Origin of the sequence: Streptomyces sp. NPDC058157, assembly GCF_042884105.1 — a bacterium.
Taxonomy (GTDB): domain Bacteria; phylum Actinomycetota; class Actinomycetes; order Streptomycetales; family Streptomycetaceae; genus Streptomyces.
Map to the genome: position 1 here is coordinate 60,242 of NZ_JBHVUQ010000002.1, position 14,865 is coordinate 75,106.

The following is a 14,865-nucleotide window of genomic DNA, read 5'->3' on the forward strand; positions in this document are numbered from 1 at the left end:
GACGGTCACCTCTGCGGCGCGGCCGCGCGGGCCGGCCTGTCCTCGTGCTCCGGTCGGAGCGTGTTGACCGGGTGGCCCGGGGAGGCCGCGAGGGCCGGCTTGTTCTTGAAGTTCCGCTGCATGAGGGTCGGCGGGTACGACATGTTCTGCGTCCAGGCGTTGGGACACACCAGGGTGCGGTTGCCCATGTTGTTCTGCCTGGAGCAGGTGATCTCCCACAACTGGTTCGTCGTGGTCAGCACCTCGACCGAGACCGAACCGCCCGAGTTCGACTGGTCGGCGACGGAGATGGCGCAGGCGGTGACCGGGAAGTTCGTGGTCGATGTGGTCAGGTTCACCCAGGCGTAGTCGCTGATGGTGGGGCTCAGACGGCGAATGCCGACGAACGCGGTCCCGTTGCTCAGGATCGCCTTGACCTCTTCGGAGTTGTCCGGGTTGTAGGCGTCGACGTCGCTACAGGGGCCGGGTGCGCCGGTCGCACCCGTAGCGCCGGTGGCCCCCGTCGCACCCGTGGCGCCGGTCGCACCGGTGGCACCGGTGGCGCCGGTCGCACCGGTCGCACCGGTCGCGCCCGTAGCGCCCGTAGCGCCCGTTGGCCCAGTAGGTCCGGTGGGGCCCGTAGCGCCGGTGGCCCCCGTCGCACCGGTCGCACCTGTGGCGCCGGTCGCACCCGTCGCGCCAGTCGCACCGGTCGCGCCCGTAGGCCCTGTAGGTCCGGTGGGGCCCGTAGCGCCGGTGGCCCCCGTCGCACCCGTGGCCCCCGTCGCACCTGTGGGGCCGGTGGGCCCGGAAGTCCCAGTAGAACCCGTCGCACCCGTCGCGCCCGTCGCGCCCGTCGCGCCCGTCGCGCCCGTCGCGCCAGTGGCACCCGTGGGCCCGGAAGGCCCGGTAGAACCCGTGGCGCCGGTCGCACCAGTCGCGCCGGTCGCCCCGGTCGCGCCCGTGGCGCCGCTCGCACCGGTCGCGCCCGTGGCACCCGTCGCACCTGTGGCACCCGTCGCGCCCGTGGCACCGGTCGCCCCGGTCGCACCCGTGGCACCCGTCGCGCCCGTGGGACCCGTAGCGCCCGTGGGACCGGTCGGGCCGGTCGGGCCCGTGTCGCCCTTCGGGCCCCGGGGGCCGCGCGGGCCCCGGGGGCCTCGGCACTTGTCGTCGTCCCGGTCGCCGCCGTTGCGGGAAGCGGTGGCCGACCGGCCCTCCGGGCGGCCCTCGTCGTCGCCGTGGTGGTTCGGCTTCTCCTTGCAGTGGTCCTCGCCGCCACCGCCGCCCGCCGCCTGGCGGACCGTGGCCACCGCCGGACCGGCCTGCCGCGTCATGGCGGCCGCCGGGCTGACGACACCGGCCAGGACGAGGGAGAGCGAGGCCAGGGCCCCTCCCGCCAGCCAGGCCCGGCTCCTTGGCAGGGGACCGAGAAGCACGGCCTTGGCCCGGTGCTCACGACTCATAGAGCGCTCCTTCAGCAGAGTGACTCGCACCCGAGCCGTCCGTCGGCTCCGGTCGCGGGTCGAGCCTCCCTCCGGGGGCGCTGATCTCCACGTGACGCCCCCGACGCCACCCCTGCTGTCAGCGCCTCGGCTGAGCTAATGCCGCCAATCGGGCCAACTGGGACTTTCCCGGCGCGCCACCCTCCGACACCGCGGCCCCGCTCCCTAAAGTCCCCGACGATCCAGCCGACCCGGCCGGCCGCGAGACCGTACGGCCCACACCAGCGGACGGGACCCATGAGACCAAAAGTCTGCCTGAACATGATCGTCAAGGACGAAGCCCCCACCATCCGGAAGTGCCTCGATTCGGTACGCCCACTGATCGACACCTGGGTGATCGTGGACACCGGCTCGACCGACGGTACCCAGGACGTCATCCGGGACTGCTTCGGAGACCTCCCGGGCGCCCTCTACGAACGCCCCTGGAAGGGGTTCGACGGCAGCCGCACCGAGGCCATCGAACTCGCCCGCGACCGTGCCGACTACCTGCTGTTCATCGACGCCGACGACACGATGGAGACGGAGCCCGGGTTCCGGATGCCCGAGCTGACCCTCGACGCGTACCGGATCGCCCTGCACGACGGCCCGATCGTCCACTACCGGGCGGCACTCGTCTCCACCCGGCGGCCCTGGCGATACGTCGGCGTGCTCCACGAGTACATCGACTGCGGCGGCGAGTACAGCCTCGGAACGCTCGGGGGCGCCCACATCCTCAGCATCGGCGGAGGCGCCCGGCTCCGCGAGGGCGGCCAGCGGCAGAAGTACCTGCGCGACGCCGCGGTGCTCGAACAGGGGCTGGTCAAAGAGCCCGAGAACGCCCGCTACATGTTCTACCTCGGACAGAGCTGGCGCGACGCGGGCGAGCCGGAGAAGTCCCTCTCCGCCTACGACCGCCGGGCGGCCATGGTCGGCTTCTACGAGGAGACCTACCTCGCGCGGGTCTACGCCGCACGAGCTGCCGCTAGCCTGGGCCGGCCCGCTGCCGAGGTGATGGACCGCTACCTGCGGGCATTCGAGAGCCGCCCCTCGCGCGCCGAGGCGATCGGGGACCTCGCCGGCCTCTGCCGCGTGGAGGAGCGGTGGCCGCTGGCCTACATGTTCGCCAAGCAGGCCGAACGGATCCCCTACCCGAAGGACGTCCTGTTCGTGGAGTACGCCTGGCACGAATGGCGCGCCCTCGACGAACTCGCCATCGCCGCCTACTGGGTCGGCGAGTACCAGGAGTCCCTGGAGTGCTGCGAGCGTCTGCTGAGCGAGGGCAAGCTGCCCGACGAGCACCGCGAGCGCGTCTCCGGAAACCTGGACTTCGCCCGGAAGAAGCTGGGCCCGGCAGTGTTTCACGTGAAACCAACCGTTTCACGTGAAACATCACCGGCATCGGCCTGACCCACGACCCGCCCGATCAGCGGGCGCGTCCCGCGACTCCCCCCATGATGTCGCGGGACGGCCCGTCCGGCCGGGTCAGTCCGCCAGCGGCAGGTAGACGCGGTTGCCCGAGGCGGCGAATTCGGCGGACTTCTCCGCCATGCCGGCCTCGATCTCCTCGGCCTTCAGGTCACCGCCGTGCTCACGACGGATGTCCTGCGAGATCTTCATCGAGCAGAACTTCGGACCGCACATGGAGCAGAAGTGCGCGGTCTTGGCCGGCTCGGCCGGGAGGGTCTCGTCGTGGAACTCACGGGCCGTGTCCGGGTCGAGGGCCAGGTTGAACTGGTCCTCCCAGCGGAACTCGAACCGCGCGTCCGAGAGGGCGTCGTCCCACTCCTGGGCACCGGGGTGGCCCTTGGCCAGGTCCGCCGCGTGCGCCGCGATCTTGTACGTGATGACGCCGGTCTTCACGTCGTCACGGTTGGGCAGGCCCAGGTGCTCCTTGGGCGTCACGTAGCAGAGCATCGCGGTGCCCCACCAGGCGATCATCGCGGCACCGATGCCGGAGGTGATGTGGTCGTACGCGGGCGCGACGTCCGTGGTGAGCGGGCCGAGCGTGTAGAACGGCGCCTCCTCGCAGATCTCCTGCTGGAGGTCGATGTTCTCCTTGATCTTGTGCATCGGGACGTGGCCCGGGCCCTCGATCATCGTCTGGACGTTGTGGCGCTTGGCGATCGTGTTGAGCTCGCCCAGCGTCTTCAGCTCCGCGAACTGGGCCGCGTCGTTGGCGTCCGCGATGGAGCCGGGGCGCAGGCCGTCGCCCAGCGAGTACGTGACGTCGTACGTCGCGAGGATCTCGCAGAGCTCCTCGAAGTTCGTGTAGAGGAAGTTCTCCTTGTGGTGCGCCAGGCACCAGGCGGCCATGATCGAGCCGCCGCGCGAGACGATGCCGGTCTTGCGGCGGGCCGTCAGCGGCACGTACGGCAGCAGCACGCCGGCGTGGACCGTCATGTAGTCGACGCCCTGCTCGGCCTGCTCGATGACCGTGTCCTTGTAGATCTCCCAGGTGAGGTCCTCGGCCCGGCCGTCGACCTTCTCCAGCGCCTGGTAGAGCGGCACGGTGCCGATCGGGACGGGGGAGTTGCGCAGGACCCACTCGCGGGTGGTGTGGATGTTGCGGCCGGTCGAGAGGTCCATGACCGTGTCCGCGCCCCACTTGGTGGCCCAGGTCATCTTGTCGACCTCCTCCTCGATGGAGGAGGTGACGGCCGAGTTGCCGATGTTGGCGTTGACCTTCACCAGGAACCGCTTGCCGATGATCATCGGCTCGATCTCCGGGTGGTTCACGTTGGCCGGGAGCACCGCACGACCTGCGGCGATCTCCTCGCGCACGACCTCCGGGGAGACGTTCTCGCGGATCGCGACGTACTCCATCTCCGGGGTGATCTCGCCCCGCCGGGCGTACGCGAGCTGCGTGACGGCCTGGCCGCCGCGGCCGCGGCGCGGCAGGCGCGGGCGGCCGGGGAAGACCGCGTCGAGGTTCTTGAGGCCCCCGCGAGGCGAGGTGTGCTTGATCCCGTCGTCCTCGGGGCGCACGGGCCGGCCCGCGTACTCCTCGGTGTCACCGCGCCCGATGATCCAGTTCTCGCGCAGCGGCGGCAGGCCCCGGCGGACGTCCGTCTCGATCTGCGGATCGGTGTACGGACCGGACGTGTCGTAGAGCGTGACGTCCTTGCCGTTGGTGAGGTGGACCTGGCGGACCGGCACCCGGATGTCGGGGCGGGAACCCGCCAGGTATCCCTTGTGCCAGCCGGGCTGGCGCTCGGTCTGGCCGTCGGCGTTCTCGCCGGCGGCAGGCGTGCGTGCGTCCTGAATGGTCATGAGACCTGATCTCCCTACGCCGGCATTACCCGGTAACAGGTTCGGCGGTCGACGCAGCCTCCTCCCGTACGCAATCTGCTGCGCGTACGGTGATCAGCGCCCTCTCAGCCCGGTGCTCCGAGCTCCCGCGTTGTGCAAAGTAGCCCCCACGCTAGCGTCATCTGTGGCGTGCTGAACAGTGGGCCCCCTCATCTCTTGCGATGATCGGCCGGTGACGACCTCGCCACCGCCCCCCACCGAGCCCACAGAGCCCCCTGACCACTCCGGTCACGAGCACGCGTCCCACGGGCACGCGGCCGGGGGCCCACCCGGGCATGCGCACGGCCACGGACATTCCCACGGGCACGGTCACGGCCCCGCCGCCCCGGTGTCCAAGCACCTGCGCCGGGTGATCTCCGCCGTACTGATCCCCTTCGCCGCCGCCGTCTTCGTCGGTCTGGTGGTCCTGTGGCCCGGCGGAGCCCCCGCCCACGAGCGCACCGGGGTGGGCTTCGACCGCCAGACGCAGCAGGGCAAGGTGGTCGCGCTCGCCGGCATCGACTGCAAGTCGGTGAACGCCGCGCAGGTCCCCGCTTCCGGCAACCCCACCGCCCCCGGAGGCGCGGCGCAGGCGGCGCCGGGCGGTGCGTGCAAGCGGGCGACCGTCGAGGTGGGCACCGGGCCGGACAAGGGCCGCGTCTTCTTCGAGATCGTCCAGCCCGGCGCGCCGCGGCAGTTGGCGAAGGGCCAGGAGGTGGTGGTCGCCTATGCACCGGATGCGCCGCGCGAGCTCCAGTACTCCGTGATCGACCTGAACCGGAAGTTCCCGATGGCCCTGCTCGCGGGCATCTTCGCGGTCGCGGTGGTGGTCGTCGGCCGGATGCGCGGGCTGTTCGCGCTCATCGCGCTCGTGGTCAGCTTCGGGGTGCTGACCCTGTTCATCCTCCCGGCGATCCTCCAGGGCTCGAACCCCTTGGTCGTCGCGGTCGTCGGGGCCAGCGCGATCATGCTGATCGCCCTCTACATGTGCCACGGCCTGACCGCCCGCACCTCGGTCGCCGTCCTCGGCACGCTGGTCTCGCTGCTGCTGATCGGCCTGCTGGGCTCGCTGTTCATCGACTGGGCGTTCCTGAGCGGGAACACGGACGACAACACCGGGCTGATCCACGGGCTCTACCCGGACATCGACATGAGCGGCTTGCTGCTCGCAGGCGTGATCATCGGATCGCTCGGCGTCCTCGACGACGTGACGGTCACCCAGACCTCGGCCGTCTGGGAACTCCACCAGGCGGACCCGAAGATGGGCCCGCGCGCCCTGTACCGGGCGGCCATCCGGATCGGGCGCGACCACATCGCGTCCGTGGTCAACACGCTCGTACTGGCCTACGCGGGTGCGGCGTTGCCCCTGCTGCTGCTGTTCTCCATCGCGAACAGCAGCATGGGAACCGTGGCCAACAGCGAGCTGGTGGCGGAGGAGATCGTACGCACCCTGGTGGGTTCGATCGGGCTCGTCGCCTCCGTCCCCGTGACCACGGCGCTGGCCGCGCTCGTGGTGTCCGCGGACCGGCCCGGCCCCGCCGCGGCCGCTCCCGTACCGGGCGCGCCGCCGGCCCGCGGAGGCCGGGGGCGGCGGCGCAAGCGCTGAGGGCCGGCGAGCGGACCCCGCGGGCGGGTACTTCAGCCCGCGTTCTGTTCGTTCTGCTGCTGCGCCTCGGCGAGGATCCTGCCGAGCTCCTCGTCGAGGGTCTCCTCGAAGTCGCCGAGGCTGCGCTCCTGACCGAGGGGAACGATCCGGTCGGTCCGGTCGAGGAAGGCCACGAGCGGAGCCGCGCCGGCCCGGAACAGGGCCCGGTCGCCGCCCACCTGGAGGCGGATGTGGACGTCCGAGAGCTCGCCCGGTTCGGTGGGGGCGATGTGCACGTCGCCGTCACCGCACGGCCTGTTGATCCCGTCGAGTAGCAGCTCCCGGCCGAACGCCCAGGTCACGGGGGCGTCTCCGGGAAGGTGGAAGGTCAGGCGTACGGCGTAGGGGTCCTTGGCGTCGTACCGGAGTTCCACCGGGATCCGGAACGCGAGCTCCTCGGAAACGAGGAAGCTCATCATGACCTCTGCCTGTACCGACTCGCGCATTGCCTACCCCGCTGTAGTGGAAGTGGCCAGGAATGAACCCCCAGGGCCCTCTTGACAAGGGTGGTGGAAGCGCAAGCAGATCACAAGGAGTGAGTTTTCAGATACTGATAGAGAAGGAGAGGGTGCTCAACAGCGCGCCTACTTCACTCCGTAGTCGATCGACTACATAGAGCAAGCGGGATTCCTGGTGCACAGGTAGAGAAATGGCCATGGTCGCGGCAGCGTCGCCGGCCGTGATCGGGATGGCCGCGCACACGGTGCCCAGGGCGTACTCCTGACGCTCGGTCACCGGCTGCATCCGCTCCAGGGAGCCGATCCGCTCCTCCAGCGTGCGCATGTCCCGCACGGTGTACGGCGTGATGCCCTCGACCGGGTGACGGTCGTAGTAGTCCCTGCGCGTCTTCTCGTCCAACTGCCCCAGCAGGCACTGCCCGATGGCGTGCGCGTGCGCGGTGGCGCGGAAGTCGGCCCATTCCTCGCAGGCCGGGTTCGCCGGGGTGTCCGAGACACCCACGACCTCGATCTCCCCCTCGCGGTAGACCGCGAAGTAGACCGGGGCCCCGACCACGTCGCGGAAGTGCGCGAGCGAGTCGAGGATCATGCTGCGACGTTTCTGCTGAAGTCCCCCGTGCCCCAGCCTGGCGGCCGCCTCGCCGAGGACGAAGACCCCGCCCTCCCGGCGCAGATAGCCCTCGTGCGTCAGGGTGCGCAGCAGGTGGTACGCGGTGGGGAGCGGGAGCCCGGCCTCGCGCGCCAGCTGTTTCGCCGGGGCTCCCCCACTATGGGAGCCCGCCGCTTCCAGTAGCCGCAGCGCCCTCTGCACCGAGCCGATCAGCGTCGGCACACCGGCATTGTGGACCGGAGACACACTCACCCCCAGGCGTGGCGGCGGGCCCGGGGGCCCGCCGGCGCCCAGGAACGGCACGGATTGCCAGCCTATCCACCGATTGCCACGGGATGAGAGGTTTGGCGGGTCAGGTTCGCCCGCCTGGCGCAATGCCCGTACGGGCACGGCGCGGCCTACCAGTCGCTGGAGGAGCTCTTCGCGCCGCTGCCGGTGAACTTCTTGACCACGAAGATCAGGCCGCCGACCAGGGCCGCGAACAGCAGCACCTTGAAGGCGAAGCCGATCAGCGTGCCGATGATCGTGGTGATGACGCCGCCGAAGACGAAGAGCGCCAGCAGCGGAACGGCGACCCACTTGACCCACCACGGCATGCCCGCGAACATCGCTCGGATCCCGTCCATGTCCTTACCTCTTCCTCGTCCTCACCGGCGCCCCAGGCGGTGTCCCTGGCGTCTTCCTTGGTCTCGAGCTTAGGAGCCGCGAAGACGGGACGGGGGCCCGTGAGCCCCCGGAACCCCCTGACCCGACCCCTAGGGGGATCAGGGGGACGACCCTCAGTACGACGGCGGTCAGCCCTCCGGCGGGGAGAAGACCACCAGCACCTTCAGCGGTTCGGTGATGTGGTGGAACTTGTGCGGCACACCGGCCGGTACGTAGACGACGCTGCCGTTCGCCACCGTCGTCGTCTCCTCCCCGACCGTGATCGAGGCGCGGCCGCTCACCACGAAGTACACCTCGTCCTGACGGTGCGGCTGCTGCGGGTCGCTCTGTCCCGCGTCCAGCGAATAGAGCCCGACCGACATGTTCCGCTCACGCAGGAACTGCAGGTAGGCGCCGTCGTTGGCAGCTCGTTCCGCTTCGAGCTCGTCCAGCCGGAAGGCCTTCATGTCCGTTGTGCCCCTTGCCCTTGCCCAGTGGTGCCGCGGGATCCGCTGATCTGCCGATGCCCGGCCCGGATGTTCTCTGCCACGATCAGACACATGACGAATTTCGTAGTCAAGACGCTCGCCAACGCGGGGGCCCTGGCCGTCGCCATCTGGCTGCTCGAGGGCATCACCCTCGACGACGGCAGCAGCCTGGGCCGCCGCACGCTGACGCTGATCCTGGTCGCCCTCGTCTTCGGCCTGGTCAACCTCATCGTCAAGCCCGTGGTGAAGCTGCTCTCCATCCCGCTGTTCATCCTCACCCTGGGTCTGTTCACCCTCGTGGTGAACGCCCTCATGCTGCTGCTGACCTCCTGGGTGGCCAAGCAGCTCCACCTCAGCTTCCACGTCGACGGCTTCTGGACCGCCGTCCTCGGCGGCCTGATCATCTCCGTCGTCTCCTGGGCCCTGAACCTGGCCCTGCCCGACAAGGACTAGACGTGAGCGCACACCCCGCCGACGACGCGGCCCAGGCGGCCCCGTACGGCGACGGCACCCGGGCGGTGCGCGCCGGGCTGCCCGAACCCGTCAAGAACGAACCCCCGCTGCCCGGTCCCGTCTTCGCCGCCCACTTCCACCTCCCCGGCGAGGTGACGGGCCCGTACACCTACGGCCGCGACACCAACCCCACCTGGACCCTGCTGGAACGCGCGATCGGCGAACTGGAGGCGCCCGGCCACGAGGACGTGGACACGGTCGCCTTCGCCTCCGGCATGGCCGCCGTCTCCGCCGTCCTCCTCTCCCAGGCCCGCGCCGGCGACACCGTCGTCCTGCCCGACGACGGCTACCAGGCGCTGCCCCTGGTCCGGGAGCAGCTGGAGGCGTACGGGGTCCGCGTGCGCACCGCGCCCACCGGCGGGGATGCCCAGCTCACGGCCCTCGACGGGGCCCGGCTGCTGTGGATCGAGACCCCCTCCAACCCGGGGCTCGACGTGTGCGACGTGCGGCGCCTGGTGGACGCCGCGCACGGCGCGGGCACGCTCGTCGCCGTCGACAACACCCTCGCCACCCCGCTCGGGCAGCGGCCGCTGGAGCTGGGCGCGGACTTCTCCGTCGCCAGCGGCACCAAGGGGCTCACCGGCCACGGTGACCTGCTGCTCGGTTACGTCGCCTGCCGCGACCCCGGGCTCGCCGCGGGCATCCGCCGCTGGCGCAAGATCGTCGGTGCCGTGCCGGGGCCCATGGAGGCCTGGCTCGCCCACCGCTCCCTGGCCACCATCCAGCTGCGGAGCGAACGCCAGTGGGCCAACGCCCTCGCCGTCGCCGAGGCCCTGGCCGGCCGTACCGAGGTGTCCGGGCTGCGTTACCCGGGGCTCACCTCGGACCCCTCCCACAAGACGGCGGCCCGGCAGATGAGCGGCTTCGGGTCGGTGGTCTCCTTCACCCTCCCCGACCGCGCCCACGCGGAACGCTTCATGTCCGCCCTGCACCTGGTCGAGGACGCCACGAGCTTTGGTGGGGTGCGGTCCACCGCCGAACGGCGCGGACGCTGGGGCGGCGACGCCGTGCCGGAGGGGTTCATCCGCTTCTCCGCCGGCGCCGAGGACCCCCACGACCTGGTCGCCGACGTGCTCCGGGCCTTGGACCAGGCCGGTTCCGGGGCCTGAGACCACGGGGAAGCGGTCCGAGCCTCCCCCCTGGTGGCTCGGACCGCGCCGGGTTCCCTGCCCGCAAGAACCACGTCGACAAGGCTAGTTGACTCAGCGTCAGAGTCCAATCACGGTAACGACAGGAACCTATCGGCATATTTATAGTTGAAGGCCCCCACCGAGAGGGGCCGCCATGGACCTGGCCCTGCTGCGCACGTTCGTCGCCGTGCATCGGGCCGGCTCGTTCACCCGGGCCGCCGCGCTCCTCGGGCTGTCCCAGCCCGCGGTCACCTCCCAGATCCGCACCCTGGAGCGGCAGCTCGGCCGCCCCCTGTTCCACCGCCGCGCCCGCGGCGTCACGCCGACCGCCGTCGGCGACGAACTGGCCCACAAGGCCGCCCCGCACCTGGACGCCCTGCTGCGGATCGCCGAGACCGAACGGCAGACCGCCGGAACGGTGCGCACCCTGCACCTCGCCGGACCGCCCGAGTTCCTGACCCTGCGGGTGCTCCCCGCCCTCGCGCCCCTCGTCGGCCACGGCCAGACGCTGCGCACGGTCTTCGCGGCCGACTCCGAGGAGAACCTCGCCGGGCTCGCCGCCGGACAGCACGACCTGGTCGTCACCACCGCACGCCCCCGGGGCGGGCCCTTCTCCGCCGGCGCCCTCTGCGACGAGGAACAGGTGCTGGTCGCCGCACCCTACTGGGCCGCGCTCGCCGACCCGGGCGAACTGCTCGCCAAGGGCCCCGAGGCCCTGGACGGGATCCCCGTCGTCGAGGTCCACGAGAGCCTGCCGCTGGTCACCCGCTACTGGGCCGCCGTGTTCGACTCCGCGCCCGGCTCCGCCCCGGACACCGCCGCCACCGTCGTGGCACCCGACCTGCGGGCCGTGCTGGAGTGCGTCAGGGCCGGCGCCGGACTCGCCGTCCTGCCCCGCTACCTGTGCCAGGACGCCCTCGACCACGGTCAGGTCGTCGCCCTGCTGGAGCCCCCCGTCCCCCCGCTGCGGACCTGGTTCCTGGTCGTACGGACCGGCAGTCTGGCCCTCGCCCACCTGGCCCGCGCCCACGACCGCCTGCTGCGCGCCGCCGCGCACTGGTGAGCCCCTCGTGTTTCGGACGATGGCGCGTTTCAGAAGCCCGGGCGTGGGCCACTCTTCTCCCATGACCGAACGTCCCGTGGTCAAACGCACCGCCCGAGCGATCCTGCTCGACGGTGACGACCTGATCCTCATCAAGCGCACCAAGCCCGGCGTCGACCCTTATTGGCTCACCCCGGGCGGCGGTGTGGAACCCTCCGACGCCACCGTCGTGGACGCCCTCCACAGAGAACTCGACGAGGAACTCGGCGCCAAGATCACCGATGTGGTGCCCTGTTTCGTCGACACCGTCGAGCACATCGCCTCGGGGGGAGTGACCGGGGTCAAGGTGCAGCACTTCTTCGTCTGCCACCTGGAATCGATGGACCCCGGACGGCGGCACGGCCCCGAAGTGGACGAGCCGCAGGGCGAGTACGAGATCGTCCGCGTGCCCTTCAGCCGCGTCGGCATCGCCGCGGTCCACCTCGTCCCGCTCTCGCTGCGCCACTACCTCGACGGCAACATCGAGGGGGTGCGCGCCATGCACGCCCCCGACCTGGGCTGAGCGGCCGGGGGAGCGGGCGGGTCCGTGCCGGCCTCAGCCGGCGACGCCCGCCAGCTCCTCGAGCGCGTCGTAGCGGATGCGCTCGCCCGGGATCCCGATCCGCTTGAGCGCGTCCACACCGCTGCGGATCATCGCGGGCGGCCCTGAGATGAAGGCGTCGTACGAGCTCCAGGGGCCGTTCTCGCCGACCGCGTGCGGCAGCTGGCCCGCCATCCCCTCCCCGATCACCGGGCGCACCGACAACCAGGGGTGGGAGCGCTGCAACCCCAGCAGCGTGTCCTTGTCGTACAGGTCGTCATCGCTGCGCGCGCCGAAGAAGACCTCCACCGGCCGGCGTTCGCCGTGCTCGGCCACGTCCTCGATCAGTGCCTTGATCGGAGCGATGCCGGTCCCCCCGCCCAGGCACAGCATCCCGTTGTCGGTGCTGTGGTCCACCACCATCGACCCGGCGGGCGGACCCAGCCGCAGCACGTCGCCCGGGCGGGCGCGGCGTACCAGGGCGTTGGAGACCCAGCCGGCCGGCACGGCCTTGACGTGGAAGGACAGCAGCCCGTCGGCGCGCGGCGCCGAGGCGAAGGAGTAGTGCCGCCAGACCCTCGGCCACCACGGGGTCTCCAGACTGGTGTACTGCCCGGCGAGGAACGGGTACGGCTGGTCGGGCCGGACCGTCAGAACGGCGATGTCCGAGGTGCGCAGGTCGTGGGAGACCACCTCGGCGTGCCACCAGGCCGGCGCCCGCGCCTCGTCCTCCGCCGCGGCGTCGATCATGATCTGGGAGATGGCGGTGTACGCGCGCACCCACGCGGCTTCCGCCTCCGGGCCCCAGGTCAGCTCCGCGTACCGGGCCAGCGCCCCGATCAGCGCCTCCCCCACGGCCGGATAGTGACCGGCCACGGTGCCGTACTTGCGGTGGCCGGTGCCGAGCCGACGCAGGTAGGGGGTGAGCACCGCCGGGTCGTCGATGTGCTCCGCGGCGGTCAGCAGAGCCTTCAGCAGCCGGTCCCGCTGGACGTCCATGGCCGCGGGAAACAGCTCCCGCAGTTCGGGATGGCCCGTGAAGACCAGGGCGTAGAAGTACGAGGTGACCTTGTCGGCGACGGGAGCGACCTCGGCGAGGGTCTGACGGATGAGGACGGCGTCCGGGGAGGGTTCGGTCGCACCGCCCCCGGAAGGTATCCAGCCCGTCGGTCTCGCCGATCTGGTGGGCGGAAGGTCCATGCGGTGCCTCGCTTCGAGCATCTCGGTCGGGTCTCACACGCCACGGCCTCGAATCCGTGGTTCCGGGTTTCACAGCGTGCCAGCCGACCGAGGGCCCTGCGGGGGAATGGGGAAAAACCGCGTTTCGAACCCCCGATCCCCTTAAGATGCTGCGACTCCCGGGCGCGTCCCACCCACGAGCTGGTATGCCTCCCGCAGGTCACGTCCCTCGTAGACATGGGTGGCCCGCTCCGCCAGGTGCGGCCGCGCGTTCACCGCCACCGACCGCGGGAGGGCCGCGAACAGCACCGCGTCGGTCATCGAGTCCCCGTACGCCACGCAGTCGGCGCGGGTCACGCCGAACCGCTCGCACAGCCGGTCCGCGACCGTCAGCTTCCCCTCGGGCGTCATGGCCCCCGTCACGTCGACGGGCCGGGTGAAGGGCACCTCGGGGAAGACCGAGCCGTGCGCGGCGTGCGCGCCCCACTCCAGCAGCAGTTCGACGAAGAACGACGGGGACAGGGAGACCACCGCGCAGTAGTCGCCGCGCCCCCGGATCTCCTGCCAGACGTCCCGGATGCCGGCCAGCCACGGGGCCCCGTCGAAGGCCGCCCGGACGTGCAGGGGCGTCAGATCGGACCACAGCTCGCGCGCCGCCCGCGCGAAGTCCTGCGGGCCGATCTCGCGGGCTCCGAAGGCCCGTTCAATCTCAGCGATCTCGCGCTCCAGACCGAGCTGGCGGGAGATCTCGACGGGCGCGGCGGAGCCGTACATCAGGGTCCCGTCGAGATCGAACAGGTGCAGGAGTGTCATAGCCGAGGAGGCTACCGACGCCGTGTTTCACGTGAAACATCGGCTGACTCCACCGGCCGGATCCCGGAATCCCCTGGACGCCCCACGAGGGGATGATCCACTCTGGGCCGGTGACACCACCACTGCTCACCGATCTGCCGATCCGCGCACTGACCCCGGACGATCTCCGCCACTGCGCCGACCTGTCCCAGGACCGCGGCTGGCCGCGCGAGGACCACAAGTGGGGGCTGCTCCTCACCGCAGGCACCGGGTACGGCGTCGACGCGCCCGACGGAAGGGGCCTGGCCGCGGCCTGCGTCGTGACCGCGTACGGGGACACCCGGGCCAAGCCGGACCTCGCGGCCATCGGGATGGTCCTGGTCGCCGACCGGTTCGCCCGCCAGGGCCTGGGCCGGCGCCTCATGCAGTACGTGTGCGACGACGTCCTGGCGGGCGTACCGCTCACCCTGCACGCCACCCCCTACGGCCGCCCCCTCTACGAAGAACTCGGCTTCGACACCACGGGCCGGGCGGAGATGCTCCGCGGCGCCTTCCTCCCCCATCCCGAGCGAACCGGTTCCGGCGACGTCCCGGTCCGGCCGGCCACCGCCGAGGACCTCATCCAGATCATCCGGTTGGACACGGAGGTGTTCGGCACCGACCGGACCCACATGATCACGCGGCTGCCCGCCTTCACCGACCGGCTGCTCGTGGCCGAGGACGGCTCCGGCGCGCTCATCGGTTACGCCGCCATCTGGCCCAACATGGAGACCCATGTCATCGGCCCCCTGATCGCCCGGGACACCGCCACCGCGCAGGCGCTGGTGACGGCCCTGGCCGCGAGCACCGACCGTCCCCTGCGCACCGACATCGACGTGCGCCACGAGGAACTGGTGGCCTGGCTCAAGGAACGCGGGCTGGAGTCCCTCGCCTTCAACGCGGTCATGACCAGGGAGATCCCCGGCCTGCCCGGTGACTGGACCCGGCGCTGGGCTCCCCTCACCGTCGCCGCCGGCTGAGCGAAGGAGGTCC

At 71.2% G+C, this 14,865-nt stretch carries 15 protein-coding genes and 1 riboswitch; of the genes, 7 read left to right on the forward strand and 8 right to left on the reverse strand.

Annotated features, from left to right (window positions below):
* Window positions 1-5: 5 nt before the first annotated feature.
* On the reverse strand, window positions 6-338 hold the full coding sequence (locus tag ACFVXK_RS01015) for a hypothetical protein (RefSeq protein WP_389609119.1): 333 nt from the start codon (window positions 336-338) through the stop codon (window positions 6-8).
* A gap of 1,383 nt (window positions 339-1,721) precedes the next feature.
* Between ACFVXK_RS01015 and ACFVXK_RS01020 the strand changes: the two genes are divergently transcribed.
* Window positions 1,722-2,870, forward strand: a complete 1,149-nt coding sequence (locus ACFVXK_RS01020; RefSeq protein WP_389609121.1) for a glycosyltransferase — start codon at window positions 1,722-1,724, stop codon at window positions 2,868-2,870.
* Window positions 2,871-2,945: 75 nt separating this feature from the next.
* On the opposite strand, the gene thiC is transcribed toward ACFVXK_RS01020, so the two are convergent.
* Window positions 2,946-4,733: a phosphomethylpyrimidine synthase ThiC gene (gene thiC, locus ACFVXK_RS01025; RefSeq protein ID WP_389609122.1), complete on the reverse strand. Its 1,788-nt coding sequence runs from the start codon at window positions 4,731-4,733 to the stop codon at window positions 2,946-2,948.
* Window positions 4,728-4,872, reverse strand: a riboswitch (TPP riboswitch). (Overlaps the previous gene by 6 nt.)
* A gap of 39 nt (window positions 4,873-4,911) precedes the next feature.
* Between thiC and ACFVXK_RS01030 the strand changes: the two genes are divergently transcribed.
* Window positions 4,912-6,357 carry a YibE/F family protein gene (locus tag ACFVXK_RS01030; RefSeq protein WP_389609124.1) on the forward strand — a complete coding sequence of 482 codons (1,446 nt, stop codon included), beginning with the start codon at window positions 4,912-4,914 and terminating at the stop codon, window positions 6,355-6,357.
* A 32-nt stretch (window positions 6,358-6,389) separates the two neighbouring features.
* On the opposite strand, the gene ACFVXK_RS01035 is transcribed toward ACFVXK_RS01030, so the two are convergent.
* From ACFVXK_RS01035 to ACFVXK_RS01050, 4 genes are all read right to left on the reverse strand, one after another.
* Window positions 6,390-6,842, reverse strand: a complete 453-nt coding sequence (locus ACFVXK_RS01035; RefSeq protein WP_389609126.1) for an SsgA family sporulation/cell division regulator — start codon at window positions 6,840-6,842, stop codon at window positions 6,390-6,392.
* A gap of 97 nt (window positions 6,843-6,939) precedes the next feature.
* Window positions 6,940-7,710: an IclR family transcriptional regulator gene (locus ACFVXK_RS01040; protein WP_389609128.1), complete on the reverse strand. Its 771-nt coding sequence runs from the start codon at window positions 7,708-7,710 to the stop codon at window positions 6,940-6,942.
* Between the two features lie 152 nt (window positions 7,711-7,862).
* A complete protein-coding gene (locus ACFVXK_RS01045; protein ID WP_358891674.1) occupies window positions 7,863-8,081 on the reverse strand; it encodes a DUF5326 family protein in 219 nt (72 codons plus the stop codon).
* 177 nt (window positions 8,082-8,258) lie between these two features.
* Window positions 8,259-8,576 carry a cupin domain-containing protein gene (locus ACFVXK_RS01050; RefSeq protein WP_045945408.1) on the reverse strand — a complete coding sequence of 106 codons (318 nt, stop codon included), beginning with the start codon at window positions 8,574-8,576 and terminating at the stop codon, window positions 8,259-8,261.
* 93 nt (window positions 8,577-8,669) lie between these two features.
* Here ACFVXK_RS01050 and ACFVXK_RS01055 point away from each other — a divergent pair, with 93 nt between their 5' ends.
* From ACFVXK_RS01055 to ACFVXK_RS01070, 4 genes are all read left to right on the forward strand, one after another.
* Complete coding sequence (locus ACFVXK_RS01055; protein ID WP_389609130.1) at window positions 8,670-9,050, forward strand: phage holin family protein; 381 nt, start codon at window positions 8,670-8,672, stop codon at window positions 9,048-9,050.
* 2 nt (window positions 9,051-9,052) lie between these two features.
* A complete protein-coding gene (locus ACFVXK_RS01060) occupies window positions 9,053-10,219 on the forward strand; it encodes a cystathionine gamma-lyase (protein ID WP_389609132.1) in 1,167 nt (388 codons plus the stop codon).
* A 175-nt stretch (window positions 10,220-10,394) separates the two neighbouring features.
* A complete protein-coding gene (locus ACFVXK_RS01065) occupies window positions 10,395-11,303 on the forward strand; it encodes a LysR family transcriptional regulator (protein ID WP_389609134.1) in 909 nt (302 codons plus the stop codon).
* 61 nt (window positions 11,304-11,364) lie between these two features.
* A complete protein-coding gene (locus tag ACFVXK_RS01070; protein ID WP_079428669.1) occupies window positions 11,365-11,844 on the forward strand; it encodes an NUDIX domain-containing protein in 480 nt (159 codons plus the stop codon).
* Window positions 11,845-11,877: 33 nt separating this feature from the next.
* On the opposite strand, the gene ACFVXK_RS01075 is transcribed toward ACFVXK_RS01070, so the two are convergent.
* Both ACFVXK_RS01075 and ACFVXK_RS01080 read right to left on the reverse strand, forming a co-directional pair.
* Entirely contained in the window at window positions 11,878-13,062 is a 1,185-nt protein-coding gene (locus ACFVXK_RS01075; protein ID WP_389609136.1) for a globin domain-containing protein, read from the reverse strand.
* A gap of 141 nt (window positions 13,063-13,203) precedes the next feature.
* Entirely contained in the window at window positions 13,204-13,854 is a 651-nt protein-coding gene (locus tag ACFVXK_RS01080; RefSeq protein ID WP_389609138.1) for an HAD family hydrolase, read from the reverse strand.
* A 92-nt stretch (window positions 13,855-13,946) separates the two neighbouring features.
* Between ACFVXK_RS01080 and ACFVXK_RS01085 the strand changes: the two genes are divergently transcribed.
* Window positions 13,947-14,852, forward strand: coding sequence for a GNAT family N-acetyltransferase (locus ACFVXK_RS01085; protein WP_389609140.1), 906 nt, complete (start codon window positions 13,947-13,949; stop codon window positions 14,850-14,852).
* Window positions 14,853-14,865: the final 13 nt, after the last annotated feature.